General features: G+C 58.2%; 26 protein-coding genes and 2 pseudogenes. 19 read left to right on the top strand and 9 right to left on the bottom strand.

Features of this window, described 5'->3' with window-relative positions:
- Positions 1–67: 67 nt before the first annotated feature.
- The 3 genes from AF70_RS03360 to AF70_RS03350 all read left to right on the top strand — a co-directional run bounded on the left by AF70_RS03360 (position 68) and on the right by AF70_RS03350 (position 3110).
- On the top strand, positions 68–2215 hold the full coding sequence (locus AF70_RS03360; protein WP_231508989.1) for a TonB-dependent siderophore receptor: 2148 nt from the start codon (positions 68–70) through the stop codon (positions 2213–2215).
- A gap of 69 nt (positions 2216–2284) precedes the next feature.
- Entirely contained in the window at positions 2285–2731 is a 447-nt protein-coding gene (locus AF70_RS03355) for a hypothetical protein (RefSeq protein WP_032831198.1), read from the top strand.
- A complete protein-coding gene (locus AF70_RS03350; RefSeq protein ID WP_028941356.1) occupies positions 2718–3110 on the top strand; it encodes a hypothetical protein in 393 nt (130 codons plus the stop codon). Before AF70_RS03355 ends, AF70_RS03350 begins: the two co-directional genes overlap by 14 nt.
- A gap of 226 nt (positions 3111–3336) precedes the next feature.
- On the opposite strand, the gene AF70_RS03345 is transcribed toward AF70_RS03350, so the two are convergent.
- Together AF70_RS03345 and AF70_RS03340 are read right to left on the bottom strand one after the other, a co-directional pair.
- On the bottom strand, positions 3337–3687 hold the full coding sequence (locus tag AF70_RS03345) for a VOC family protein (protein WP_231508992.1): 351 nt from the start codon (positions 3685–3687) through the stop codon (positions 3337–3339).
- 391 nt (positions 3688–4078) lie between these two features.
- Entirely contained in the window at positions 4079–4720 is a 642-nt protein-coding gene (locus AF70_RS03340) for a LysE family translocator (protein ID WP_028941355.1), read from the bottom strand.
- A gap of 472 nt (positions 4721–5192) precedes the next feature.
- Here AF70_RS03340 and AF70_RS03335 point away from each other — a divergent pair, with 472 nt between their 5' ends.
- The 4 genes from AF70_RS03335 to AF70_RS03320 all read left to right on the top strand — a co-directional run bounded on the left by AF70_RS03335 (position 5193) and on the right by AF70_RS03320 (position 7350).
- Positions 5193–5804 carry a hypothetical protein gene (locus tag AF70_RS03335; protein ID WP_231380586.1) on the top strand — a complete coding sequence of 204 codons (612 nt, stop codon included), beginning with the start codon at positions 5193–5195 and terminating at the stop codon, positions 5802–5804.
- Between the two features lie 232 nt (positions 5805–6036).
- Positions 6037–6291, top strand: coding sequence for a hypothetical protein (locus tag AF70_RS29755; RefSeq protein WP_026331705.1), 255 nt, complete (start codon positions 6037–6039; stop codon positions 6289–6291).
- Positions 6284–6997 carry a YafY family protein gene (locus tag AF70_RS03325; RefSeq protein WP_028941354.1) on the top strand — a complete coding sequence of 238 codons (714 nt, stop codon included), beginning with the start codon at positions 6284–6286 and terminating at the stop codon, positions 6995–6997. The genes AF70_RS29755 and AF70_RS03325 overlap by 8 nt, the downstream gene beginning before the upstream one ends.
- Positions 6998–7041: 44 nt before the next feature.
- Positions 7042–7350: a hypothetical protein gene (locus tag AF70_RS03320; protein WP_028941353.1), complete on the top strand. Its 309-nt coding sequence runs from the start codon at positions 7042–7044 to the stop codon at positions 7348–7350.
- Between the two features lie 228 nt (positions 7351–7578).
- On the opposite strand, the gene AF70_RS03315 is transcribed toward AF70_RS03320, so the two are convergent.
- The 5 genes from AF70_RS03315 to AF70_RS03295 all read right to left on the bottom strand — a co-directional run bounded on the left by AF70_RS03315 (position 7579) and on the right by AF70_RS03295 (position 12488).
- Positions 7579–8340: an SDR family NAD(P)-dependent oxidoreductase gene (locus tag AF70_RS03315; RefSeq protein WP_081791094.1), complete on the bottom strand. Its 762-nt coding sequence runs from the start codon at positions 8338–8340 to the stop codon at positions 7579–7581.
- Positions 8315–8611 carry a transposase gene (locus tag AF70_RS03310; protein ID WP_218584765.1) on the bottom strand — a complete coding sequence of 99 codons (297 nt, stop codon included), beginning with the start codon at positions 8609–8611 and terminating at the stop codon, positions 8315–8317. Before AF70_RS03310 ends, AF70_RS03315 begins: the two co-directional genes overlap by 26 nt.
- 144 nt (positions 8612–8755) lie before the next feature.
- A complete protein-coding gene (gene arsN2 / locus AF70_RS03305; RefSeq protein ID WP_050438338.1) occupies positions 8756–9223 on the bottom strand; it encodes an arsenic resistance N-acetyltransferase ArsN2 in 468 nt (155 codons plus the stop codon).
- Positions 9224–9407: 184 nt separating this feature from the next.
- Positions 9408–10379 carry a hypothetical protein gene (locus AF70_RS03300; protein WP_028941351.1) on the bottom strand — a complete coding sequence of 324 codons (972 nt, stop codon included), beginning with the start codon at positions 10377–10379 and terminating at the stop codon, positions 9408–9410.
- 828 nt (positions 10380–11207) lie between these two features.
- Positions 11208–12488: an HAD family hydrolase gene (locus AF70_RS03295; protein WP_028941350.1), complete on the bottom strand. Its 1281-nt coding sequence runs from the start codon at positions 12486–12488 to the stop codon at positions 11208–11210.
- Positions 12489–12710: 222 nt separating this feature from the next.
- Here AF70_RS03295 and AF70_RS03290 point away from each other — a divergent pair, with 222 nt between their 5' ends.
- The gene (locus AF70_RS03290; RefSeq protein WP_231508988.1) at positions 12711–13523 is read left to right on the top strand and encodes a DeoR/GlpR family DNA-binding transcription regulator; all 813 of its coding nucleotides are present in this window, start codon (positions 12711–12713) and stop codon (positions 13521–13523) included.
- A gap of 257 nt (positions 13524–13780) precedes the next feature.
- Here AF70_RS03290 and AF70_RS03285 read toward each other — a convergent pair.
- Positions 13781–14272: pseudogene (locus AF70_RS03285) on the bottom strand (LysR substrate-binding domain-containing protein); the annotation flags it as partial.
- Between AF70_RS03285 and AF70_RS03280 the strand changes: the two are divergent.
- Positions 14270–14644: pseudogene (locus AF70_RS03280) on the top strand (NADPH-dependent F420 reductase); the annotation flags it as partial. The pseudogenes AF70_RS03285 and AF70_RS03280 overlap by 3 nt on opposite strands.
- Before the next feature lie 151 nt (positions 14645–14795).
- Here AF70_RS03280 and AF70_RS03275 read toward each other — a convergent pair.
- Positions 14796–15071: a DUF2798 domain-containing protein gene (locus tag AF70_RS03275; protein WP_018925645.1), complete on the bottom strand. Its 276-nt coding sequence runs from the start codon at positions 15069–15071 to the stop codon at positions 14796–14798.
- A gap of 131 nt (positions 15072–15202) precedes the next feature.
- On the opposite strand from AF70_RS03275, the gene AF70_RS03270 reads away from it, so the two are divergent.
- The 10 genes from AF70_RS03270 to AF70_RS03225 all read left to right on the top strand — a co-directional run bounded on the left by AF70_RS03270 (position 15203) and on the right by AF70_RS03225 (position 23852).
- Positions 15203–16144 carry a LysR family transcriptional regulator gene (locus AF70_RS03270; protein WP_028941349.1) on the top strand — a complete coding sequence of 314 codons (942 nt, stop codon included), beginning with the start codon at positions 15203–15205 and terminating at the stop codon, positions 16142–16144.
- A 265-nt stretch (positions 16145–16409) separates the two neighbouring features.
- Positions 16410–17261, top strand: a complete 852-nt coding sequence (locus AF70_RS03265; RefSeq protein WP_019580195.1) for a putative selenate ABC transporter substrate-binding protein — start codon at positions 16410–16412, stop codon at positions 17259–17261.
- Positions 17258–18055 (top strand): phosphonate ABC transporter ATP-binding protein, encoded by a 798-nt coding sequence (locus AF70_RS03260; RefSeq protein ID WP_028941348.1) that lies wholly within the window; start codon positions 17258–17260, stop codon positions 18053–18055. The genes AF70_RS03265 and AF70_RS03260 overlap by 4 nt, the downstream gene beginning before the upstream one ends.
- Positions 18049–18876, top strand: a complete 828-nt coding sequence (phnE, locus tag AF70_RS03255) for a phosphonate ABC transporter, permease protein PhnE (RefSeq protein WP_028941347.1) — start codon at positions 18049–18051, stop codon at positions 18874–18876. The genes AF70_RS03260 and phnE (AF70_RS03255) overlap by 7 nt, the downstream gene beginning before the upstream one ends.
- Positions 18873–19640, top strand: coding sequence for a phosphonate ABC transporter, permease protein PhnE (phnE, locus tag AF70_RS03250; protein WP_028941346.1), 768 nt, complete (start codon positions 18873–18875; stop codon positions 19638–19640). The genes phnE (AF70_RS03255) and phnE (AF70_RS03250) overlap by 4 nt, the downstream gene beginning before the upstream one ends.
- Before the next feature lie 291 nt (positions 19641–19931).
- Positions 19932–20714 carry a transporter substrate-binding domain-containing protein gene (locus tag AF70_RS03245; RefSeq protein ID WP_028941345.1) on the top strand — a complete coding sequence of 261 codons (783 nt, stop codon included), beginning with the start codon at positions 19932–19934 and terminating at the stop codon, positions 20712–20714.
- Between the two features lie 55 nt (positions 20715–20769).
- A complete protein-coding gene (locus AF70_RS03240; RefSeq protein ID WP_019580190.1) occupies positions 20770–21498 on the top strand; it encodes an ABC transporter permease in 729 nt (242 codons plus the stop codon).
- Positions 21495–22205 carry an ABC transporter permease gene (locus tag AF70_RS03235; RefSeq protein ID WP_019580189.1) on the top strand — a complete coding sequence of 237 codons (711 nt, stop codon included), beginning with the start codon at positions 21495–21497 and terminating at the stop codon, positions 22203–22205. The genes AF70_RS03240 and AF70_RS03235 overlap by 4 nt, the downstream gene beginning before the upstream one ends.
- A gap of 16 nt (positions 22206–22221) precedes the next feature.
- A complete protein-coding gene (locus AF70_RS03230; protein WP_019580188.1) occupies positions 22222–22986 on the top strand; it encodes an ABC transporter ATP-binding protein in 765 nt (254 codons plus the stop codon).
- A 125-nt stretch (positions 22987–23111) separates the two neighbouring features.
- Positions 23112–23852 carry a Mut7-C RNAse domain-containing protein gene (locus AF70_RS03225; protein WP_018925635.1) on the top strand — a complete coding sequence of 247 codons (741 nt, stop codon included), beginning with the start codon at positions 23112–23114 and terminating at the stop codon, positions 23850–23852.
- The last annotated feature ends 82 nt before the right edge of the window (positions 23853–23934 follow it).

The following is a 23934-nucleotide window of genomic DNA, read 5'->3' as shown; positions in this document are numbered from 1 at the left end:
GCCGCTCGCCGGGCACCTCAAAAACGCGCCCTGCAGCGCGCTGGGCTCGGCGATTGCGGCAGCGCTTATGCTCAGTGCGCCGGGCGCATTTGCCGCCGAGACGGCGCAGCCGCAGAACAAGGCAGCAGACTCCTCCCAGAAGGAAGTGGCCCTGCCGGCAATCAGCGTGACAGGCCAAATGAACAACGCGACCACCGAGGGAACCGGCTCCTACACCACCGGCGAGACGACAGCGGCGACGCGCCTGCCGATGACGCTGAAGGAAACGCCCCAGGCGGTGACCGTGATCACGCGCCAGCGCATGGACGACCAGCAACTCAACACGGTGCAGAGCGTGTTGGAGAACACCAACGGTGTCACCGCGCGCCAGGCCGACAGCGAGCGCACCAGCTTCTATTCGCGGGGGTTCCTGATTAACAACGTGCAGTACGACGGCATCCCCACCGTGATCGGCAACACCGTCAACGGCAGCGGCATCAGCGCCCTGGACACCGCGTTCTATGACCGTGTCGAGGTGGTGCGTGGCGGCTCGGCCCTGCTGACCGGCACCGGAAACCCTTCGGCCGCCATCAACCTGGTGCGCAAACGGCCAACACCTGAATTCGCCGCATCCGCCTCCCTCGGCGCCGGGAGCTGGGATACCCACCGCGGCATGGGCGACGTATCCACACCGCTGACCGAGGACGGCCGCATCCGCGCGCGCCTGGTAGGCACCTATCAGGACGGCAACTCCTACCTGGACGGCTACAAGCCCGAACGCAAGGCGTTCTACGGCATCGTCGAGGCCGACCTGACCGCCGATACCACGGTGAGCCTGGGCTATGACTACCAGGACATTACGCCGAAGGGCGCCACCTGGGGCGGCTTGCCGCTGTGGTACAGCGACGGTTCGCAGATCGATTATTCCCGCTCCAAGAGCTATGGGCAGGACTGGAGCCATTTCGACAACACCCTGAAGACGGCCTTTGCCGAAGTCGAGCACCGCTTCGACAATGGCTGGACGCTCAAGGGCGTGTTCAACCAGTACCGCACCGAAACCGAAGCCGAACTGGTCTCCCTGGGTGGCCGGCCTGACCCCGCCACGGGGCTGGGCGCCTTCCCGTTTGCACTGGCGTCCGAGGGGCGTAGCCGCCAGAACACCTTTGACGTGATGGCCAGGGGCCCCTTCGAAATGCTCGGCCGCCAGCACGACCTGGTGGTCGGCGCGACAAGTTCACGCCGCAAGGCCAGTCAGGACGATGTAGCGCCGTTCTTCGCAGGCTTTACGCCGATCAACATCCATACCCTGAGCCCAGGCACGCCACGGCCCAACTTTGATGCCATACCGCATATCCCGACCCGCACCGAGGTCAAGCAGAGCGGCATCTATAGCGCGGCCCGCTTCTCCCTGGCCGATCCGCTGAAGCTCATCATCGGCGGGCGCCTGAACTATTACGAGGTCGACGACGACGCCAACGGCAGCACGCTGCACTACAAGAAGAACAACGAATTCACCCCGTACGCCGGACTGGTCTACGACATCGACAGTACCTACTCGGCTTACGTCAGCTACACGGGAATCTTCAACCCGCAAACCGACTTCCGCGACACGACCGGCAACGTGCTCACGCCGTCCAAGGGCAAGACCAAGGAAGTCGGCCTCAAGGCCGCCTACCTGGACGGGCGCCTGAATGCCGCCGTGGCGGTGTTCGAAACTGAGATGGACGACGCCGCGCAGCTGGTCCCCGGCGCGTTCACCCCAGGCGGAGCCAACGCCTATACCGGCGCCGACGGCACCAAGTCTCGCGGCATCGAGTTCGACCTGCAGGGCGAGCTGGCCAATGGCTGGAACATCTACGCCGGTATCGCCCACTTCACCGCCGAGGATGGTGACGGCGAGCGCCTGAACTCCCAGCTACCGCGCACCACGGCCCAGTTCTTCACCACCTACCGGCTGCCCGGCGCGTGGAACAAGCTGACCCTGGGCACAGGCGTGAAGTGGCAGAGCCGCTTTTACCAGGCGCCGGGCGTTGGCACCAGCACGCTGGGCGGCGAACAGAGCGCCTATGCCCTGACCTCGGTGATGGGGCGTTACGCCCTGAGCGAGAACATCGACCTGGGCCTCAACGTCAACAACCTATTCGACAAGAAGTACGCCTTGCAGAAGGGTGACTTCGACACCGTGACCTATGGTGCCCCGCGCAACCTGATGGCCACACTGGACTACCGCTACTGATTGCCCGCAGTACGCGGATCGCTGCCGGCGACTCGCGCCCCTACCGCCTTGAACATCGAGAACGTGCTCATGCCTACCCAAAACCCGGTTCACGTATTGGCGATACACAATGCGAACAAGGTCACCTTGTTCTGGTTGACGACTACTGTTGGCGCAGTGCTCTTCGTGACCTTCCAGTTGTTCTTCTACGTAAACGACTTTGTGAGGGCACAGGGCACCGCCCCGGCGATTACCTTCGAGCCCGGCATGCTTTGGGTGTTTCCTACCTTCTATGGCTCCTGGATCGTCACGGTGCTCCTCGCCCTGATCAAAACCCGCAAGGCCCAGTGGGCTGTCCTGATCCTCGGCAGCCTGCTTGTCGTGCTCAATACCCTGGGCGGAGTCACCGACGGGCTGCGCGACGGCTGGTACGTCGCCTTCTCGGCGGTATTCTTCATCACCCTGCCCGGCGTGTTCGCCATCGCCGCCAGCTGGCGTCACCTCAACCGCAAAGGAACCCGCCATGCCGATGAATAGCGCTGAATTCCCGCTGGTGTGGATGAGTTTCGCCCACGAGCCCGGGCACGATACCCAGAAGGACTTCGACGAGTTCGCAGCCAACCTGCAGCGCGGCGAACCCTTCGTGCTGCTCAGCGAAACGCCACCCGGCGATGACCATGAGCACTCACCAGAAGAAAAGAAACGCACCACGCTGTGGATGAAGAAGCACAAGGCGCAACTGCGCAGCCTGGTTCTGGCCCTGATCATGGTCGAACCCAGCGCGGCAAAGCGCCTGGGATTCAAGGCATTCGCCGGCCTGTTCGCCAAGGTCTGGGGCTACCCGCTGCTGTTCGCCGCCTCACGCGAGCAGGCCATCGAGATGGCCCACGAACTGCTGCGCAAGACTAACAGGTAGGTGCGCTGAGGGTTGGCTAGCTGAAACGACTCAGTTCGCTACAACTTTGCCCTCGGAAACTTCGTCCAGTGATTTGCCGTGAGCTCGCTCTTGCGAAACTGCTTGATAAGCCGCGGTACTTCCGGGTGATTATCAGACATCAGTGCGGTAAGGGTGTGCGACGGGCAGCAAACGGCCAACAGCGGTCGTTGAAATGCTCAGAATCACGCTATGCAACATCACTTGTTCAGGCTATCGCTTGATGCTCGACTGCTCTGAAACCTAAGCTCCGAGTGAACCGCAACAGATAGCCATCTGGATCAAGTACCAAAAAATTAAGCTCTCCGTGCAGGCGCTCTTTATCTCGGTACCAGCACTCTTTAATGGGTCTGCGCAATTCAATACCAGCGTCCTCGATGGCCCTAGCCAAAGCTTTGGTATCAGAGCACTGAATCGAAAGATTCATCCCTCGTCCATAGGGTGATAATAGAGGGCCAACACGCCATGGAGACTCTTCCAAGTCATCCTGCTCCAGCATCAATTGACTCCCTTGAAAGGACAGAAAAGTGAATTTGTCTTCAGGCCTTTCGTATTCAATTTAGAAGCCCAGAATCAGGCAGTAAAAATCTAGGCTTCGTTTTAAGTCAGAGACAATCATCTCTGGAACTAACGTGTTCATCTTCATAAACGGACTGCCTTGTCGTTGATAACACCCCTCAAGCAGTAGGGCTTTCGGCGAAAAGACCCGATCGAGTCGGATCACTTTTTAACCGGCGCATTCCAGCATTCGGGGTTAAGTGAGCACATGTTGTATTGACGATCCAACAACGCCATGCGGGGAAGTTGGGCCTCAGTGGTGCGGGCTCTTTTCATTCGGGGCGTTTGGTGACGTGGCCACGGCTTGAAGTGTGCCATCTTCGACTCGGCTCAAGACGTACCATTCTCGCCTGTCACCCTTCCCTGTTACCGGAGTTACAAGCCCGACGCCCCTACGCCGCCTGCCGCTGCATGGTCAGGATAGCAGCACCGAAACCGATGAATGTCGACCCCACCACCCGGCTGACCCAACGAGATAGTGCAGGTCGGATTAGCACACCCTTGGCCCGCGAGGCGAGCGCGGCATAGAGGCTCAGGGACGACACCGACAATGCCATGAAGATCGAGGTGAGGATCAGAAATTGCGGCAGCAACGCCGCACTCTGATCAATGAACTGCGGGAACAACGCGGTGAAGAACATCGTCGCCTTGGGGTTGGTCACCGCCGTCAGGAAGGCTGCTTTGTAGAGTTTGGAACGAGTCGGCCGGCTTTCCTTCAAGTCGTCCTGAATCCCGTCCGGGAGCATTGGGCCCTTTTTGAACAATTGTCTGATGCCCAGGTAGAACAAATAACCGGCACCGATGAACTTCACTGCGTTGAACAGCCATTCGGAACTGGCAAGCAGCGCCCCCAGCCCCAGCATGGCAGCGGACGACAGGCAGAACAGGCCACTGGCGTTGCCGAGCGATGACCATATGGCGCTGCGCTGCCCATGGGCCAGGCTATTGTTGATCGCCATCAAGGTCGCAGGCCCTGGGCTGGCAATGGCAATCGCGGCGACCAATGTAAACGTCAGAATCGAGTGAGAATCCATTTTCAAAGCTCGTGGTGGTGGGGGCTGGCATGTTACAGGAACGAACGGGACAACGAGTTAAGTGTTGCTCGGTTCCCCATACGGAATTGGATTGAAAGCGTTCCTTGCCCACCGACAGCAACCGACCCAAACCGGTCATTCGCGATAGGCAGAAGTAACCGCCCGGTGAAGGCGCCTACCTGTACTGAGCAGGATCTGCAATGAGGTGCAGTCGCCCCGAACCTCACCGCGCAACGGTCTAGATAGGATCCTGAACATTGCTGGCAGGGTCAGCTATGGATGCGTAGGACGTCCCAAGGTAAGGTACGGTCGTCATGCTTGGGTTGATAAGGATTCGCCAAGCAGTGAGTAAGGATAACTTCACAAGGAATTGTCAGTGTACCCACCCGCGTTCCCCCATGACCCTATCACTCCTATTTTCCACAACGTTTATCTAGTTCATGGCAGCATCAGGATCGGCCCTGGAATGCGTATGAACCGAAACATGGTCATAGTCAAAAGTGGCGATGAATTGACCCTCATCAACCCGGTGCGCCTGAGCGATGCCGCACTTTGTCAGCTGGATGCGCTAGGTAATGTTCGCCATGTCCTGCGTCTAGGAGATTTCCATGGTCTAGACGATCGGTTTTACGTTGACCGATATCAGGCGGAGTTCTGGTGTCAATCTCAACCGGAGACTTACAAGGTGCCTATGGCAAACCATGTGATCAACGCCGCAGCGTCTCCGCCGATGCCTGATGCACAGTTTTTCGTGTATGAAGCGGCCAAATACCCTGAGGCGTGCCTTTTGCTGAAGAATCTAAAACTGCTCATCGCCACGGATAGCATTCAATATTGGGCCGACTGGAGTTACACAACTTTCCTTAGCAGATGCGTACTGCGAATGATGGGTTTTAAGCTGACGCTACTTATTGGCGGCCCTTGGCTGAAACGCGTCACGCCGGAGGGGGGCAGTCTTGTCGCCGACTTCGAGAGGCTTCTGAGGCTTGATTTCGAACATGTCGTAGGCGCTCACGGCCAGCTCTTGCATGACGCAGCCAAACCTATGCTTGAAGCGGCAATTGCTAAGGCATTGCCAGATTGAGCAGGCGATAGTTTGCTTCCGACAAGCGTGCGACCGAATCGCTCTACGTTAGTCAGGCCGGTATCCACCGATGCGGCAGCAGCTGCTCGATCTCACTCGCGCGCTGGGTTGGCAGCTGCATCGTAAGCCTCTCCTGATGCCTGCGCTTAGGGCGATGGAGTCATCTATTGAGATGCCCTCTCCCGTCGGGCAAACTCTGGTTGCTTCATTGGCCGATAACAGGAGTTTACGGATGCCATTTCCACTGACGGAACATAATGCCTTGTTGGCCCTAAAGGGCGTAGGGCCGGCCGTTATCGCTCGCCTTGAGCAGATGGGCATTGACTCGCTAGCTGTGCTCAGCAAAGCGAATGCTTGTGACATCCTGGCTCAGGCATCGGCAGCAGTGGGATCGACTTGCTGGAAGAATAGCCCCCAAGCTCGGGCCGCCATTAACGCGGCCATTGAGCTTGCAAAGGACTCTCAGTTGAGCACACCTGGTGCGTAAAGCTGATCGCTTATTTCAATTGGTAAATCTGATTCGTGTCCATCAGCCAATCTCTGCTGAACGACTGGCTAGCCGAATTGGCGTTTCCGTTCGCTCAATCTATCGATACATCGACGACCTTTCCTTCAGTGGAATCCCAATCTATGGTACCGCTGGCGTGGGGTATGCCTTGGATGCCGATTTTGAGATGCCGCCTTTAACGTTGAACAGGCTCGAACTGGATGCATTGATGCTTGGGATGGAAATGCTTTCAGCTTCCGCCGATAACGATCTAGGTGCTGCTGCAAGGATGTTGTTGAGCAAAATCTCAGCGTCCATAGTCCATCACAAGGTTGACCCCAGCTCGGCAAAAATCAGGGCACTTGGAACAACACCTTCCTTGACGCGTGGCCATCTGGCAACCCTTCGAAATGCCATCGAAAACACTCAGGCGCTGAAGATAATTTATACCAGTTTGGATGGTGTGGTTTCGCAACGTCTCATTTCTCCCCTTGGCCTTTTCTACTGGGGAGGAAAGTGGACGGTTGGAAGCTGGTGTAGTGCCAAGGCGGCTTACCGCGATTTTCGGGTCGATCGCATAGCCTCCATCGCTATTGCCCAACAACCATCACCCGACAATCCTGCCCTTGATCTCCAAGCGTATATGAAGCACCAAGCAAGCCAGTGGAAAGCGATCACCACTACTGACACTACGCTGTCAGTATGAGCCAGTGATAATTGGGACTCCTTAACACACAGAAGGCCATCCCTATGCAGCACTCATCTCATGTACTCGAATTAGCCATTTTCAAGGTCAAACCGGAATGCGTTGCGCAAGTGCCTGTGCTCCGCGCAGGGCTTCGTGAAACGTTAAAGACCTTTTCTGGTTTGATCGAGTATCGTGCCTACTGCCCTATGAGCGACGATCGAGTCTTCGCGGACTTAGCAATGTGGGACAGTCTTGAGAACGCACAAAAAGTGGCAAAGGCGTTCAACGATGGAGATCCGAGATTCTCTGAGTATATGTACGCTATTGAAAACCTGACGTTCATGAGCCACCTCGTTCCAGAGATGAGTTGACCCCGACGGACTGCCAGAGCAGGCAAGAGACACCGATGCCTTTGCAGTCAGGCATCGGTGTCGTCACTTCCAGTGTAAGTGTTCTCAGATCACCTATTGCTAGGTTCCGGGTATCCGTCCGGCGGTGTCCTCTAGCCCGCCTTGAAAAGCTATGGTATCCGTCCTTTGGGCGAGCCGGCGAAACAGAGTGACTCGTCTTCTCACCCGCTACACCGGAGCACGCTAAACCTAGCTCAGATTCAACCCGCCGTCTGAGAGGAGTATCTCGCCGGTTAAGTAGTCCGACTCAACCAGCATTACAACAGCTTTTGCGATGTCGTCTGGGCTAGCGGCCCTGCGCATAGGTGCGCGAGTTCGCCACAACTCTTGGGCACCTGTCCACTCTGCGGTCAGAGGCGTGTCGACCAAGCCAGGCGCCACAGCGTTTACGCGAATTTCTGGCCCCAGCGATACCGCGAGCAAGCGGGTCATGTGATTAAGCGCAGCTTTGCTTACCGCATAGGGAATCGATGCGCCCTTAGGACGGATACCGGCATGCGAACTGATGTTTACGACGCAACCTGCTCGACGGTAACGGGCGGCATCGCGCAATGCCGACTCGGCCAATGCGACTAGGTGGAACGGCGCCACGACATTAACCTCGTTAAGTTCGTGCCACACCGTCGAGTTGGCCGAGGCAAGGTCGCCGTGCGGAATGACTCTGCTAATACCGGCGTTATTGACCAATACGTCGAGCTGCCCCCACGCGGCGATCGCCTCGTTAATAAGCCTGACCCTGTCAGCTTCGAAAGCAAGATCAGCTTGCACGTAAATAGCCTGCTTCATTTCGGCAACCATAGCGCGTCCCGTATCCGCAGAATTTCGCGAATGGAGCACCACCGCATAGCCTGCCCGGCTTAGTACACGTGCAATGGCTGCGCCAATACCGGAAGTGGATCCTGTAACCAACGCGACGCGTAATACGTTATCGATTGTCGGATTGGGTTTCATATAGATATCTCGAATTGGTTGCTAGAAAGCCATCACCGTAGCACCAAGCGGGCAACGTCGGCGTCAGGCGGTCACGATAGGCAGGTAACGGAATAAACGCAGGTTGCGGCGCCGTGCTTTTCTGCGTTTGCAGCCGAATCCATTTGTGGACGAGGTTTGCGTTGAGGCTATGGCTGAGTGCGACGCTGGCAATCGAAGCGCCGGGCTGGGCACACTCTTGAATGACCTGGGCCTTGAAGGATTTGGAATAGGAACGGCGTGTTGGCTGCATGAAATACCCGCTTAAAAGGCTAGAACTGGTGCCCACTTAAATTTAAGTGCACACCATGTCTTGGCTTTGCGGGGCTGGGTAGATGACTTGGCCGGACGGTTACAGGCAGAAAACGGCCAAGTGCGGACTGACGGATTCCGTCCATTAGCGCGAACCGACGAACTGCTCCGTAACAACCGCTGCACCTAACGACTTTCGTAGATAGATTGCCGATGCTGGACATAAATGCTTGAACTGGACGGTTTGACTGATAGCGACCGGCGCTTCACCCCTATCGAAAATTTCATACCCGTTGGCTGTAAAAAATCCAGTCGCGCTTTGAGTTAACAAGTGCAACCAAAGCCCCCCCTGGAAGGCAGCATATTGTTCCAGCTCTGACAGCACAGCTTTGCCAAGACCTTTCCCATTATGCGAATCACTAACGACTAGTGAGCGAAGCAGCATGTCTTGACCAGAACCCTCCAGCCCGCCGTACGCGATCCATTTTCCGTCCATCTCAAAACGGAAAAACTGCCTACCCGGTTCGCTTAAATCATCAAAGGGCAATGCGGCTTGACTCAGAGCCTCACGGAGCTGACTCAATCCGTTCGCCTCGATTTTAAACATCTGCATTATCGGTGCCTTCTATAGCTCCCAAAGCACTCAACGCTAGCAGACTTAGCCGTTTTTGGCCTTGTCGCCGGTCGACACGGTATTGGACCCTTTGGGGGCGATTTCTGCCAGTCATGACAGGCAGAAATCGGCCAGAAGCGGTCATTGCAACGTTGTTGGTAGCGGATGAGCTTGGCGCGGGCTGTCACCAATCATTGAAGTCGAGGACGTTCGCCTTCCGCACCAAATCGAAATGTTCAGTCCGCAGGATTTGCTCCCAATACTCCTCACGCTGCAATCGAGTACCAGCTCCGCGCCATTCGACAACCCGGATTGCTGCCGTTCGAGCATAAGCTGCGAGCACATTGTTAAGATGAACATCGCCACCCGAATACCCGAACACAATTATTTCTTCTGCCTCATGGCAGCAATCGTTCAGGTAGTCCCAATAAGTTGAAAGGACTTCGGACGCGCCAATAACGGAACGTTTATGGATGACGTGCGTTAAAACGATATGGTTTGAGATCTCCGCAGAATTCATGGTTAACATGTCCCGCGTCATTTTCCGGGCAGCGCCGCGCCTGTCGTCATAGAAGAGAGGAGACCCATGCAGGTGCAGGTAATAGCCGAAATCGTTTCCGTATCGACGCTCGAGCGTCTCCGCCCCGAACCCCCCGTCGATCATGCCATCGACCAGGTAGCCCCGGTAGCCGCCGTTCATGAAACCGGCGTCGATAAGGGCTCCATAGAGCAGCCGGTCGTAATTCAAAGTTGCGATATTCGATTTAGTTTCGCGGATGAAATCGAAAAGTGGATCAAGAAAAGTATCGGGTAGTGATCCGTCGTACAAGTGCAGATTGGAGGCGACCCGGTGTATGTACTTCGCGACGGCAGTCGGAAACTGCTGACCTTCGGTAGACAACCAATGAACGTCTTCATCTCCGATTTTGTTGAGCATGTTGCACGCCGCGACGACGACGTGGAGCGTGTCGAGCTGGTCCTCGCCTTGCGGCGCCTCGCCGTCGTTATCGACACAGCGACCGACCAACGTTTTTTGATGGTCAGGTAGGTGGCGCGGATGATTCCATACGTCTTCCAGCGCACGCTCTAAAGAGAAGTGCTGTTGGTCCAAGGCCATTCCAAGACCGTTGCCAAACACTAGCGTCTTCCTTGCCATAATTATTCCTTAGCTCGACATCCCATTTGTCAGGATCGTATGTCAAAACGCTAGTACTGAATAGCTCGACTTGAAACTGCTGCGTTATCAACGGAACACGCTAGGGGTTAGTCAGCGCCTGCTAGCAGCCTGCGGGTCAAAAACTCCGGCGGCATACGACCCTATCAAGAGCAGCTATTCCTAATCGTCTTAGGCCTTGAAAGGTCTGCTCCACCGGCATTGCTGTCCGGAAAACGCCGACAATTAGCTCCAAACCAGAAGCAGCCCTTCCCTCATTTCTGCGCAGCAAAGCCATGCTCCGTCGCCGCTGCCACCGAGCATCGCTGGGACTTGTGCGCAATCCGAAAATCTCATAAGGCTGACAAGCCTGATCCTGATGCCCCAGATATCACGCAGGCGAAGGGAAGATATTTGACCGAATAGTTTGCCTATATTCTAAGGTTCACGCCAAAGTGGTAGATGCGTTCATGACTTAGCCTCCATTTCCAGAGACTTAGGATCTCCCTTGCCTAAACGGGTTAGAGCCGGCTAATACAGACGCTGGTGTGCCTACGCACAGCGGCTTTCAAACCTGGGAGGAGCCTCTTCGCGTGCCTAATAGGAGTGGTCTGAAAATCTATCCTGCTCAGAGGCAGCAATCGGCCAAAAGCGGTCTGTGGGGCGCGCCTCGTAATTCCAGGGCCACTCACAATTTTGACTCGATACGACTGACTCACTCGGGCCGGTAGCGGTAACGACTTTCCGACGCAGAATCATCATTCCCGCAGGTACAAGGCGAGTTGCATTGCGGGTCGCGGATGGCCGCCGGCCACCCGCGAGCCAGTGCCATCAAGCCAGCAGCTTAAGCTCGTCTTTACCGTACTTGAGCGATTTCTCGTCTGGAATCATCAGGCCAGTGTGCTCGTTGCGCCCCTGCAGGATAAAGCGGGCGTTCGGGGTGCCCAACTGGGTAGCGGCCTGCTGGCTGTCGGCGCCGATCTCGCCCTTCTTCATGCGGTTGACGATCACCCCCACCGCCGTATCGTTGAAGTCGCGCAGCATCCAGGCATCGCCATCGCTGTCGCCAGCCACCAACACCGGGCCATAGCCCTTCTGTTTAACCAGCACGTTCTTGATGCCGACGGTCTTGCCCGGCCCGTAGTTGAAGTGCCAGTCCGGCTGATAGCGAGTGGTGTATTTGCCGCCTTCCATCGCCATGCGCAGGCCGATCACGTTCTCAGGCGGAACGTCGTATCCGTAATGAGGATTGCCCGCGAACACGCGTACCACATCGTCGATCGAGGCGGTGCTGACATAGACGTCGATGCCGTTGGCGCGCAGCGTGTGCATCAGGCCGCGGATTTCCTCATGGATGCGGATGCCATGAAAGTGCGTATCCGCCACCACCCCGGCCTTGCCCGGCAACGTGCGTGAGCTCTCGTACTTGACCTTGCGCAGTGCGTCGCCGATGGCGTAGTTGTTGGAAGCCTCGGCCATCGCCTGCAACTCAGCCATGGTCATGTTCTTGTAGAAATACAGAATCCACTTATAGCCGATCTCCACCGGGTAACTGTCGCAGATCGCGTCGTACATAAAGTAGAGCTTGGCGAGAAAATCCTTGTACTGCTCGCTGGCCTGAATCTCTTCCAGGCTCTTGTCGCCGGCGAGCCCCTTGTAGTTGGCGTGCAACCAGCGGTAATCCGCTTCTACGTCGCTGGCGATGTCTTCCATCTTGACCGGCTTGCCGTCCACCGTGGTGTAGTCCTTCATGAACGCGCCGTTCGGCACGTCCTGACGCACCACCTCAGCGAACTCATCGGGCGTCAGCTTGTACTGCAGATGATTGATCTGGTAGACCAGCAGCGCTTCTTCGCAGTCGTTCATGATGCAGGTGTTGTCCCAGTCAAACACCGCGTACGGGCACTGGTCAGGGCGGTAGGACGCGCTCTTGACGCCGTGCTCATCGATCACCGCCTGCAGACGCTTTTGGTTGAGCGGCGACCAGCGCGCCGGGTCCAGCGCACTTGGTGTGGCCGGGGGCGTGGCGGCTTGCGTTATGCGGGATGACAACAACAGCGGACTGACAACGGAAACGGTGGCGAGGGTGTTCAGAAACTGGCGACGCTGCATGGCATAGCTCCTACTTCTAAATGAGAGGTTACAACCGAGGCGATGGCGAAAGCGTGTTTCGAAATGCGGACGAGGGGAAGAAACCGTCCGGCCACGAGGCTAGCTCCAAATACACAAAAAAACAATAATGCCTCAATATCACACAAACATGACGCGCAGGCTGCGCCAACCCAATGATCACAAGGCCGCGCCAAACTTGACAGCGACTGACGCCTCTCCACAATGCGTGCTCGGACAGCGACTCGAACAGCAGGGACACCCGGTATGTGGCAAGAAGAGCGTTACCAGCGGATCCGCGCACTACTATCGACTTTGCAGCGCGTCACCACCGACCGCATCGTCACGGAGCTGAACGTTTCACGCGAGACGGTGCGACGCGACCTGGTCGCTCTGGAGGAACAGGGGGAGTTGAAGCGGATACACGGCGGCGCCATCCGCGTTGAAGACGAAGCGCCCATCGCCGAGCGGGCGAACATCAACGTCAAATTCAAGCGTGACCTCGCGCGCGCAGCGGTCAGTCTGCTGTCGCACGGACAGACTGTGTTTATCGACGCGGGCACCACCACCGTCATCCTCGCCGAAGAGCTGGCCAAGCTGGGAGGGCTGACCGTGATCACCAACTCGTTCAACGTGGCGTTGCAATTGCGTAATCCCGCTGTGCCAGGCGGCCAGTACAACGAGGTGATCGTACTGGGCGGTTCGCTCGGCGACCGTGCTCCCGCTACGGTTGGCGGCACCACGGTGGCGGAAATTGGCCGCTATCGGGCCGACCTCGCGCTGTTATCGCCCGTCGGCATCGACGCCCAGCGCGGTGCCAGCAACTACGACCACCGCGAAGCCGAAGTGGCGCGCGCCATGGCCGACAATGCCGAAGGCGTGGTCATCCTCGCCGACTACAGCAAGATCGGCGTGGAGAGCCGCGTCGCTTTCTGCCCGTCAGAACGCATCGACGTGCTTATCACCAACCACAAGGCCAGTACCGAAGCGGCGTTCGCCGCACTGAACGCCAAGCTCAAACGTATTGTCCTGGTGTAGCAGTGGCTCGGCGGTTGCAACAGGCATTGACGCAGCGTGATGCTCTAGTGCGGCGCAACCGGGTAGATCTTGCACGACGCGACTCTCGGCGCGGGCAAACTGACCGTAACTGCATTGGCTGCGATCGCTTGCAATGGGTCGTTTACTGCCCTTGGCGACAGGCAACAATCGGCCCAACAACAGCCAGTCAATGAAGCAGTGGCCTGCGACCGCGATCAATCACAATTCAATGCGGCTGAGACAACTCAAAAGCTTGCTCAAGGAGCACCAAAGCGGACGAGCGCAGCCTCGATAAATCGTCGGAGTTTGGCTGTTCTCTGACGATTGGCCGTGTAGAGCAAATGCATTTGTCGGCTCGGTGCTTCGTAATCAGCTAACAGTCGAACCAACTCNCCGCTGCGCAACGCGGGCTCAAGAAAGTCTTCGGGACCAAGGACAATCCCGAACCCGTCCAGCGCTGCCGACAGCAGTGCTTTGCTCTCGTTGACCTGCAATCGACTGACGACTTGTACCCGTTCAACTGCGGGGCCTTTGCAGAATACCCATTCGCGGTCGGCCGGCCGGGACCAATAGGCATACCCCAGACACTCATGGTTCTTCAGATCATCCGGTATTTGTGGCACTCCGCGGTCGGTCAGGTAGCTCGGTGCAGCACAGGCTACCAACCGATAAGGTGCCAACGGCCTGGCGGTCAAACTGGACGCGGTCAGCGGGCCAATTCTGAAAGTCACTTCATAACCCTCCTCTACATTGCCGCTCTCGACCGATTCGAAACCACCACCAGCCGCTTGCTCGCCGAGCATCTGCCCCACTCCAGCCTGGTCAAGGTGTTCAATGCAATCCTCGCCCAGGACCTGGTGCAGGACACGCGCCCGAAAGCAGCGCCCGACCGACGCGCACTGCCGATCGCGGCGGATGATCCGGCGGTGAAAGCGCTGGTGATCAAGTTACTGGACGAGATTGGATTCGACGCGGTAGATGCGGGCAGTCTTGATGAAAGCTGGCGATTCGAACGGGCTAAACCCGCCTACTGCATACCGCTGGATAAAGAGGGGCTGAAGGTTGCCTTGGCTGCGGCGCATCGGCAGGTCGAATTGCCCGAGGGATCGTGGCGCCGCTGAATAGCCCACAACCTGCTGGATCGAGAGAAGGCTTGGAGCTGACTGCGGACAGTGTCAGCTTTAGGTCGACTCCGACCTGTGACGGCCGGCAACAGTCGACCCAATAGGGTTGTCCACAACGCCCCATCAATTGGGCCGCAAGCGGTCGCCCTTAACGATGTGGGTGTACAGTCAAAGACACCAGTTTGAGCACAATGGGGCGAACGACGAGTATGCACAGGAATGCCACTGGCATGGCCAATTTATAGGCGTGCAGCGCATTACTTAGGTAATCATTCTCAATACCGGAATTTGCCGCAGTGATCACGAATGACATCAAGAGCGCCATGATGGTGGCCATATACAGTGCGAAAACATAAGGCGTAGCGCGAACCGAGAGCTTACGTTGGTTGAAAAATAGAGCTTTAGAGGATGTTTTTGGATTCATATCAGACCTTTTTGATCTTCGATTGGTAGGTGATGAACACCATAGCAAGATCAAAAATTAGCAACTAGACGGCTAGCAGTGGTTGCTTTATAAACAAAATCTTATGAATGACTCTTCTCGCTGGAACAAAGATGAACCTGTTAGGGGCGATTGCTAGCTTTATCAAGGTGGTTGAAGCGGGCTCCATCGTGGGCGCGGCCAAAACCCTGGGCGTCAGTGCGGCAGCCATTAGCCAGACCCTAAATCGCTTGGAAACCCACCTGGGTACGCGTCTTCTCCAGCGCACCACGCGTAGCATGGCGTTAACCGAAAGCGGCATGGTGTACTACGAAAAAGTGAAACGTATAGCGCGTGATCTCGAATCGGCGCAAAGCGCGATCACCAGCGCGCAGACTCAACTCCAAGGGCGACTGTGCATCGCTTCTACCTCCGCTTTCGGGCGGCATGTGTTGGCGCCACTAATCGCCGGCTTCGCTGCACGTTACCCACGCCTGACACTTGAACTCTCAACCACAGATCGCAAAATTAATCATATTCAAGAAGGCATTGATCTGAGCCTGCGGATAAAACCACAACTGGAAGAGGGGATCGTCGCTCGCAAGATCGTTTCAGTCCCTTTTATCATCTGCGCGTCACCCATCTATTTGGAACGAGCCGGCTGGCCACGCGATCCTGAAGACCTCCAGCACCATGCCTGTCTACCGTTTCGCTACCCGCTAGACGGACGCTTTCTACGTTGGGGTTTTATCCGGGATGGGCAACGTTACGACGCTACTCTCAATGCGACCGCAATCAGCGACGATGTTGACGCTCTAGCCCAAATGGCCGTCCGTGGCGCGGGAATAACCCGTTTGGCGGAGTTCGTGGCGGCGCCCTTTATCGAAAGTGGCCAACTCGTTCCTCTGTTTGAACATCGCCACGCTTCAACTTATGCCTACGCTGAACCGCTCGATATTTATGTATGTGTCCAGGAACGAGCCGCCATCACACCCAAGGTCAAAGCTTTTATGCATTATTTGACTGAACATCTGGAAATGCGCTGGCCGATGGAAAATACCTTTACGGCGTCCTGATACGGTGCTTTGCCGCCTTTATAAATTCAATGGCCAAACTTTGCATCGGATAACAGTTACGAACTGCTGCTTGCCGGTGACTGCGGCCGATTGCAGTCTGATTCAACGGGCAGCTTCGGGCCGTATGCCGCCTTTCTCAATAAACAGCAATAGCCCAAAAGCAGTCAATTTCGCTCCATTTCGGCTACCCTCACAAAGCGCCACGCAGCAATCACCTTGTGCCAGGCGCCTCGATATTCTTTCGTAAATGCACCGGAGATGTTCCATGCTCAAGCGTACCCTGGCACTGGCCGTCGGCTTGTCCTTGTCTTTTTGCACCCTGCTGGCGCAAGCCGCCGAGACCCTGAAAGTCAGCGCGATTCCCGATGAAGCGCCGACCGAACTGCTGCGCAAGTTCAAGCCGCTTGGCGCCTATCTGGAACAACAATTGGGCATGAAGGTTGAGTTCGTGCCTGTCAGCGACTATCCGGCGGTGGTCGAGGCGCTGGCTACCGATCGCATCGACCTGGCCTGGCTGGGCGGCTTCACGTTCGTGCAGGCACGCCTGAAAACCGGCAATGCCATTCCGTTGGTGCAGCGTGAACAGGACGCCCAATTCACCAGCAAATTCATCACCGCCGACCCAGCCGTCAAGTCCCTCGCCGATCTCAAGGGCAAGACCTTTGCCTTCGGCTCGGTGTCCTCGACTTCCGGCAGTCTCATGCCGCGCTACTTCATGCTCAAGGAAGGCATCAAGCCGGAAACGTACTTTAGCCGCGTGGGCTACTCCGGTGCCCATGACGCCACCGTTGCCTGGGTCCAGGCTGGCAAGGTCGACGCCGGGGTGCTCAACGCCAGCGTGTGGGAAAAACTGGTCGCTGCCGGCAAGGTCGATACCACCAAAGTCAAAGTGTTTTCGACCACCCCAGCGTACTTCGACTACAACTGGACGGTGCGCGGAACCCTCGATCCGGCGCTGGCAGCCAAGATAAAGGCTGCGTTCCTGGCGCTCGATCCGGCGAACCCGAAAGACAAGGAGATTCTGGACCTGCAGGCCGCCAGCCGCTTTATCGAAACCAAGCCTGAGAACTACAAGGGCATCGAGGAAGCCGCACGCGCCGCCGAACTGCTCAAATGACGTTGCATCTGACCCAGGTCAGCCTTACCCACGCCAACGGTGTCCAGGCGCTGCGTGGCGTGGATCTGCACATCGGTGCACGCGAACAGGTCGCGATTATCGGCCCGTCCGGCGCGGGTAAGTCGAGTCTGCTCAACCTGCTGGCCACCGCCCTGCGGCCGGGCAACGGCGAGCTGCAGGTGCTCGGCGAGCGCGTCTGGCAGCTTTCTGCCCGTCAGCGTCAGCGGCTGCGCGCGCGCATCGGCCTTATCCATCAGGCGCCTCCCCTGCCCCCGCGCCAACGCGTGGTCACCGCGGTTCTGGCCGGCAAGCTGGGTCAGTGGGGTCTGGGCAAGAGCCTGCTGAACCTGCTGCATCCGCTGGATGTTCCGGGCGCACGCGCGGCATTGGCCAGGCTGGACCTGAGTGACAAGTTGTTCGCGCATTGCCAGCAACTGTCCGGTGGACAGCTACAGCGCGTAGGCATTGCCCGCGTGTTATATCAAGCGCCCGAGGTGTTGCTGGCCGATGAGCCGGTATCGGCGATGGACCCGGTGTTGGCCCAGCACACGCTTTCGGTGCTGTGCCGCCATGCCCGGGAGCAGAACGTCACCCTGGTCGCCAGCCTGCACGCGGTGGACCTCGCCCTGGCGCACTTTTCGCGCATCATCGGCTTGCGTGATGGACAGATCCTGTTCGACCTTGCGGCCAGCGCCGTCGACCGCGAGCTGCTCGACAAGCTCTACGCCAATGAGCAGTTGCAATCCTCGCCGATTCCTCCGGCTCCCTTGAGTGTGCAGATCCCCCGATGCTGACGTCTGACACCCGCGATCCGGCCGCCCTGCCCCGTCTGCTGCTCACCCTGCTGGCCCTTGCCTTGCTGTGGCCCGGCATCCGCTTCAGCGAGTTGGACCTCCGTGTGCTGGTGGCGAGTGACAGTCAGAACGAGATGGGCCGGTTTGTATCCGCCTTCTGGCCACCGGCCCATGGCGACGAGTTCATCCAGCTGTTGTTGCAAGCCACCCTGCAGACCCTGGCCATCGCCACGGCCGGCATGGCCCTGGCGTTGCTGTTGGCCGTTCCCGCCGGCCTGCTCGCCAGTCGTGCTCTGTCGCTGTCTGCTGCCTCCCGCGCTGGCCACCCGAGCTATTGGGGCCAACTGCTGCGTTGGCCCATACGCGGTTTACTGATCTTCCTGCGCAGCGTGCCGGAAATTGTCTGGGCCCTGCTGTTCGTGCGCGCCGTCGGCCTCGGCCCGACGGCCGGGGTACTGGCCATTGCCATCACTTACAGCGGCATGTTGGGCAAGGTCTACGCGGAAATTTTCGAGTCGGTCGACCAGCGCCCGGTACACGCGCTACTACAGTCCGGCAGTGGTCGGCTCGCAGCCTTTTGCTACGGAATCCTGCCCAATGTCGCTGCGGAACTGCTGTCGTACACGGTGTACCGCTGGGAATGCGCCATCCGCGCCTCGGTGGTGATGGGCTTCGTCGGTGCCGGCGGCCTGGGCCAGCAAATGGATTTGTCGTTGCGCATGTTCGCCGGCGGTGAAGTGGCCAGTCTGTTATTAACGTTCCTCGTCCTGGTGCTGCTCGCCGATCAACTCAGCCGCCTGCTGCGCTGGAGGCTGACATGAATCGCCTGTTCAACCTGGCACTGCTCCTGTGCATCGGCGCAGCGGTCATCGCCTCGTTCAACTACCTGGGCATCGACCTCGGCGAGCTCGGCGGCACCGGCAACCTGAAGCAGATGGGCGCTTATGCCCAACGTTTTCTCAGCCCGGACCTGAGCTCGAGCCATCTACAAGCCATCGGCCACGGCGCCCTGGAAACCCTGGCCATGTCGGCCCTTGGCACCCTGCTCGCGGCGGTGTTCGGCCTGTTACTGGCATTGCCCGCAGCCGGGCGCTACGGCTGGCCTTTGCAGAGCGCGTCACGCCTGGTGCTCAACGCCTTGCGCGCGGTGCCGGAACTGGTATGGGCCGCGCTGATGGTCCTGGCCGCCGGGCTCGGCCCCAACGCCGGCACCCTGGCCTTGGCCCTGCACACCACCGGCGTGCTCGGCCGGTTGTTCGCCGAAGCACTGGAAAACACCCCGCCAGAACCGGCCGACGCGATCCGTCTGCAGGGCGGCAATGCCGTATGGGCGTTCTGTTACGGCACCCTGCCCAACCTGTTGCCACAGCTACTGGCTTACATCCTGTACCGCTGGGAAAACAACATCCGCATGGCCAGTGTGCTCGGCTTCGTCGGCGCCGGTGGTTTGGGGCAAATGCTCTATGTCAGCCTCAGCCTGTTCCAGGAAGCTCAAGCCAGCACGGTTATTCTGGCGATGCTGTTATTGGTCTTGGCCGTCGATACATTGAGTAGCTGGAGCCGTCAGCGTTGGGTCAAGGCTTGAGCCAGGAAAGTCGGCACCCTTAACCCACACTTTGTTACCGCATACCCCAGCCGGGTGTAAAAACCTGCTTAGGTAACAGCCCCGCAGGTTGCCTCCCCCCCAGCGTTCACCTGCCTGCCAAGCCCATCCCAGAGCGCTGTACGCGTTTTCTCAAACGCCCAATCGGCGAATTGGCCGGGTGATTGCATATGCTTGTCTGTACAAGTACTTGCGTGTGCATAAGACATTTCGCAGCGCAGTACACGCGCTCTTGCGGCACAAGCGCTTTCGATGGTCCCTGGGAATAAAATAATGAAAAAAGCATTTCTCACTCTTTCTGCATTGGCTTTGTGTGTGGCTGCCGGTTCTGCGCTGGCCAAGGAGTACAAGGAGTTGCGATTTGGCGTCGACCCCTCTTATGCGCCGTTCGAATCCAAGGCCGCCGACGGCGGCCTGGTGGGCTTCGACATCGACCTGGGCAACGCGATCTGCGCGGAGCTGAAGGTCAAGTGCAAGTGGGTTGAAAGCGACTTCGACGGCATGATTCCCGGCCTCAAGGCCAACAAGTTCGATGGCGTGATCTCTTCCATGACCGTCACGCCGGCGCGTGAGAAAGTCATCGATTTCTCGAACGAGCTGTTCTCTGGCCCGACCGCGCTGGTATTCAAGAAAGGCGCGGCCATCGGCACCGATCCGGCCTCCCTCAAGGGCAAGAAAATCGGCTACGAGCAAGGCTCCATCCAGGAAGCCTACGCCAAGGCCGTGCTGGACAAGGCCGGGGTAGAGACCCAGGCCTACGCCAACCAGGACCAGGTGTACGCTGACTTGATCTCCGGACGCCTCGATGCCTCGATCCAGGACATGCTGCAAGCCGAACTGGGCTTCCTGAAGTCGCCACCAGGCGCCGACTTCCAAGTCAGCGAGCCGGTCGAAAATCCCCTCCTTCCAGCCAAGACCGCCGTGGGTCTCACCAAAGGCAACGTCGAGCTTCAGGCCTTGCTGAACAAAGGTATCAAGGCACTGCACGACAATGGCACCTATGCGGCTGTCCAGCAGAAGCACTTTGGCGATCTGAATCTCTACAGCGACAAATAATGACCCTGCGCCCATTTCCGGATGGGCACTTTTTTGATTGAGGTAGGGCTGCTCAATGCTAGAAAACTTATTGCAGATTCTTGGGCTGTCAAACTTTAGCCTTCAGGGTTTCGGCCCGCTATTGCTGCAAGGCTCCTGGATGACGGTCAAATTATCCTTTCTGTGCTTGCTGGTGAGCGTTGGCCTGGGCCTGATCGGCGCCAGCGCCAAGCTTTCGAAATCGGCACTGCTGCGCGTCCCTGCGCAGGCCTACACCACGCTGATTCGCGGGGTGCCGGACCTGGTGCTGATGCTGTTGATCTTCTACAGCCTGCAAACCTGGCTGTCCTCGTTCACCGACTTCATGGAATGGGAATACATCGAGATCAACCCGTTCAGCGCCGGGGTCATTACCCTGGGCTTCATCTACGGGGCTTATTTCACCGAAACCTTCCGTGGCGCCATCCTCGCCGTACCGCGAGGTCAGATGGAAGCGGCTACCGCCTACGGCCTGACCCGCGCCCAGCGCTTTCGCCTGGTGGTGTTCCCGCAAATGATGCGTTTTGCCCTGCCGGGCATCGGTAATAACTGGATGGTGATCCTCAAGGCCACCGCGCTGGTGTCGATCATTGGCTTGGCCGATCTGGTCAAGGTGGCCCAGGACGCGGGCAAGAGCACCTATCAGCTGTTCTTCTTCCTGATTCTGGCCGCCTTGATCTATCTGGTGATCACCACCGTTTCGAACTACGTCTTGCGCCGGATGGAAATCTTCTACGCCGCAGGCACCCGGGAGGCCGTGCGATGATCGAGCTACTGCAGGAATACTGGAAACCTTTCCTGTTCCAGGACGGCAATCACATCACCGGGCTGGCCATGACCCTCTGGCTGCTCAGTGCCTCGATCCTCTTCGGCTTCGTGATGTCGATCCCGTTGTCGATTGCCCGGGTCTCGAGCAATGTCTGGGTGCGCTGGCCGGTGCAGTTCTACACCTACCTGTTTCGCGGTACGCCGCTGTATATCCAGCTGCTGATTTGCTACACCGGCATTTACAGCCTGGCCGCGGTGCGTGCTCAGCCAGTACTGGATGCGTTCTTTCGCGATGCGATGAACTGCACCATCCTCGCCTTCGCCCTGAACACCTGCGCCTACACCACGGAGATCTTCGCCGGGGCGATTCGCAGCATGAACCACGGTGAAGTCGAAGCGGCCAAAGCCTACGGGCTGACCGGCTGGAAGCTCTATGCCTACGTGATCATGCCGTCCGCCCTGCGTCGCTCGCTGCCTTACTACAGCAACGAAGTGATTCTGATGCTGCACTCGACCACCGTGGCCTTCACCGCGACCATCCCGGACATTCTGAAAGTCGCGCGGGACGCCAACTCGGCGACCTTCCTGACCTTCCAGTCGTTCGGCCTCGCCGCGTTGATCTACCTGGCAGTCACATTCTCCCTGGTCGGCCTGTTCCGCCTGGCTGAACGCCGTTGGTTGTCTTTCCTCGGCCCGGCTCACTAATTCAGGATGCTTGTTCATGTACAAATTGACCGTTGAAAACCTGCACAAAAGTTACGGCAACCATGAAGTCCTCAAGGGCGTTTCGCTGAATGCCAAGACCGGCGATGTGATCAGCCTGATCGGCGCCAGTGGTTCGGGCAAGAGCACCTTTCTACGTTGCATCAACTTCCTGGAAACGCCCAACGACGGCGCCATGAGCCTGGACAACCAGCCAATTCGAATGGTCCATGACCGCCACGGCATGCGCGTGGCCGACGCCAATGAGCTGCAACGCATCCGCACTCGCCTGGCGATGGTGTTCCAGCATTTCAACCTGTGGAGCCACATGACCGTGCTGGAAAACATCACCATGGCTCCACGCCGGGTGCTGGGTGTCAGCAAGAAGGACGCAGAGGATCGCGCCCGGCGCTACCTGGACAAGGTCGGTTTGCCGGCACGGGTTGCTGATCAATACCCGGCGTTTCTCTCGGGTGGTCAGCAGCAACGGGTCGCCATTGCCCGTGCCCTGAGCATGGAACCGGAGATCATGCTGTTCGACGAGCCGACGTCGGCCCTGGACCCGGAATTGGTGGGCGAAGTGCTCAAGGTGATCCAGGGGCTGGCCGAAGAAGGCCGCACCATGATCATGGTGACCCACGAAATGAGCTTTGCGCGCAAAGTGTCGAACCAGGTGCTGTTCCTGCACCAGGGGCGGGTCGAAGAGCAAGGTGCGCCCGAGGACGTATTGGGCAACCCCAAAAGCGAGCGCCTGCAGCAATTCCTCAGCGGCAACCTGAAGTAACCGGAGCGCCTTCGAGCGACCGCAGAGTTGCTCGAAGGCGCTGGCTCAACCGGATAGTCCATCCCTCCTGCCCTCTACTGAGCAGCTGAACTCATTCTTCCTGCAGCCCTGCCATACTGTTCAGCATGACCCGTGCAACTTTCCGCTTCTACGAGGAGCTCAACGATTTCCTGCCGGCCGAACGGCGGCGGCAGTCCTTCACTTGCGAGTGCGCGCGAGGGGCGACGGTCAAGCACATGATCGAGGCGCTCGGGATACCGCACACCGAGGTCGAGATGGTGCTGCTCAATGGCGAGTCGGTGGGCTTTGAGCGGGTGATCTTCGACGGTGACCGGTTGGCGGTGTATCCCAAGTTCGAAGCGCTGGACATCAGCCCGTTGCTCAAGGTTCGTACGCAACCTTTACGGGTGCTGCGCTTCGTGGCTGATGCGCACCTTGGCGGGCTGGCCAGCCTGCTGCGCATGAGCGGCTTCGACACCCTCTACGACAATGGCTTCGACGATGCCGAGATCGCCGAAATCGCCGCGCAGCAAGGACGCATCGTGCTAACCCGCGACCGCGAACTGCTCAAGCGGCGGATCATCAGCCACGGCTGTTACGTGCACGCCCTGAAACCGTCGCTGCAGCTGCGCGAATTGTACGAGCGCCTCGACCTGGCGCGTAGCGCGCGCCCCTTCAGCCTGTGCCTTCATTGCAACCTGCCGCTGCACGAGATCAGCCCGGAACTGGCCCGGCCGCAGGTGCCGCCACGCGTTGGCGTCCTCTATTCGCACTTCCTGCGCTGCGACGCCTGCCAACGGATTTACTGGGAGGGTTCGCACTGGCGCGGTATGTGTGCACTGTTGGCACCTCTGCTGGACCGATAGCCGAGCCCATCGGCTCGGCTGCGTGGTCAGGGACAACTGGCTTTTGCATCAGATAGATACGGCCAGAAGCAGTCCTTCGAAT

It is taken from the genome of Pseudomonas sp. KD5 (genome assembly GCF_012932895.1).
GTDB lineage: Bacteria > Pseudomonadota > Gammaproteobacteria > Pseudomonadales > Pseudomonadaceae > Aquipseudomonas.
The sequence above is the reverse complement of the archived record's forward strand: the minus strand, read 5'-3'. Positions and strand labels throughout refer to the sequence as shown.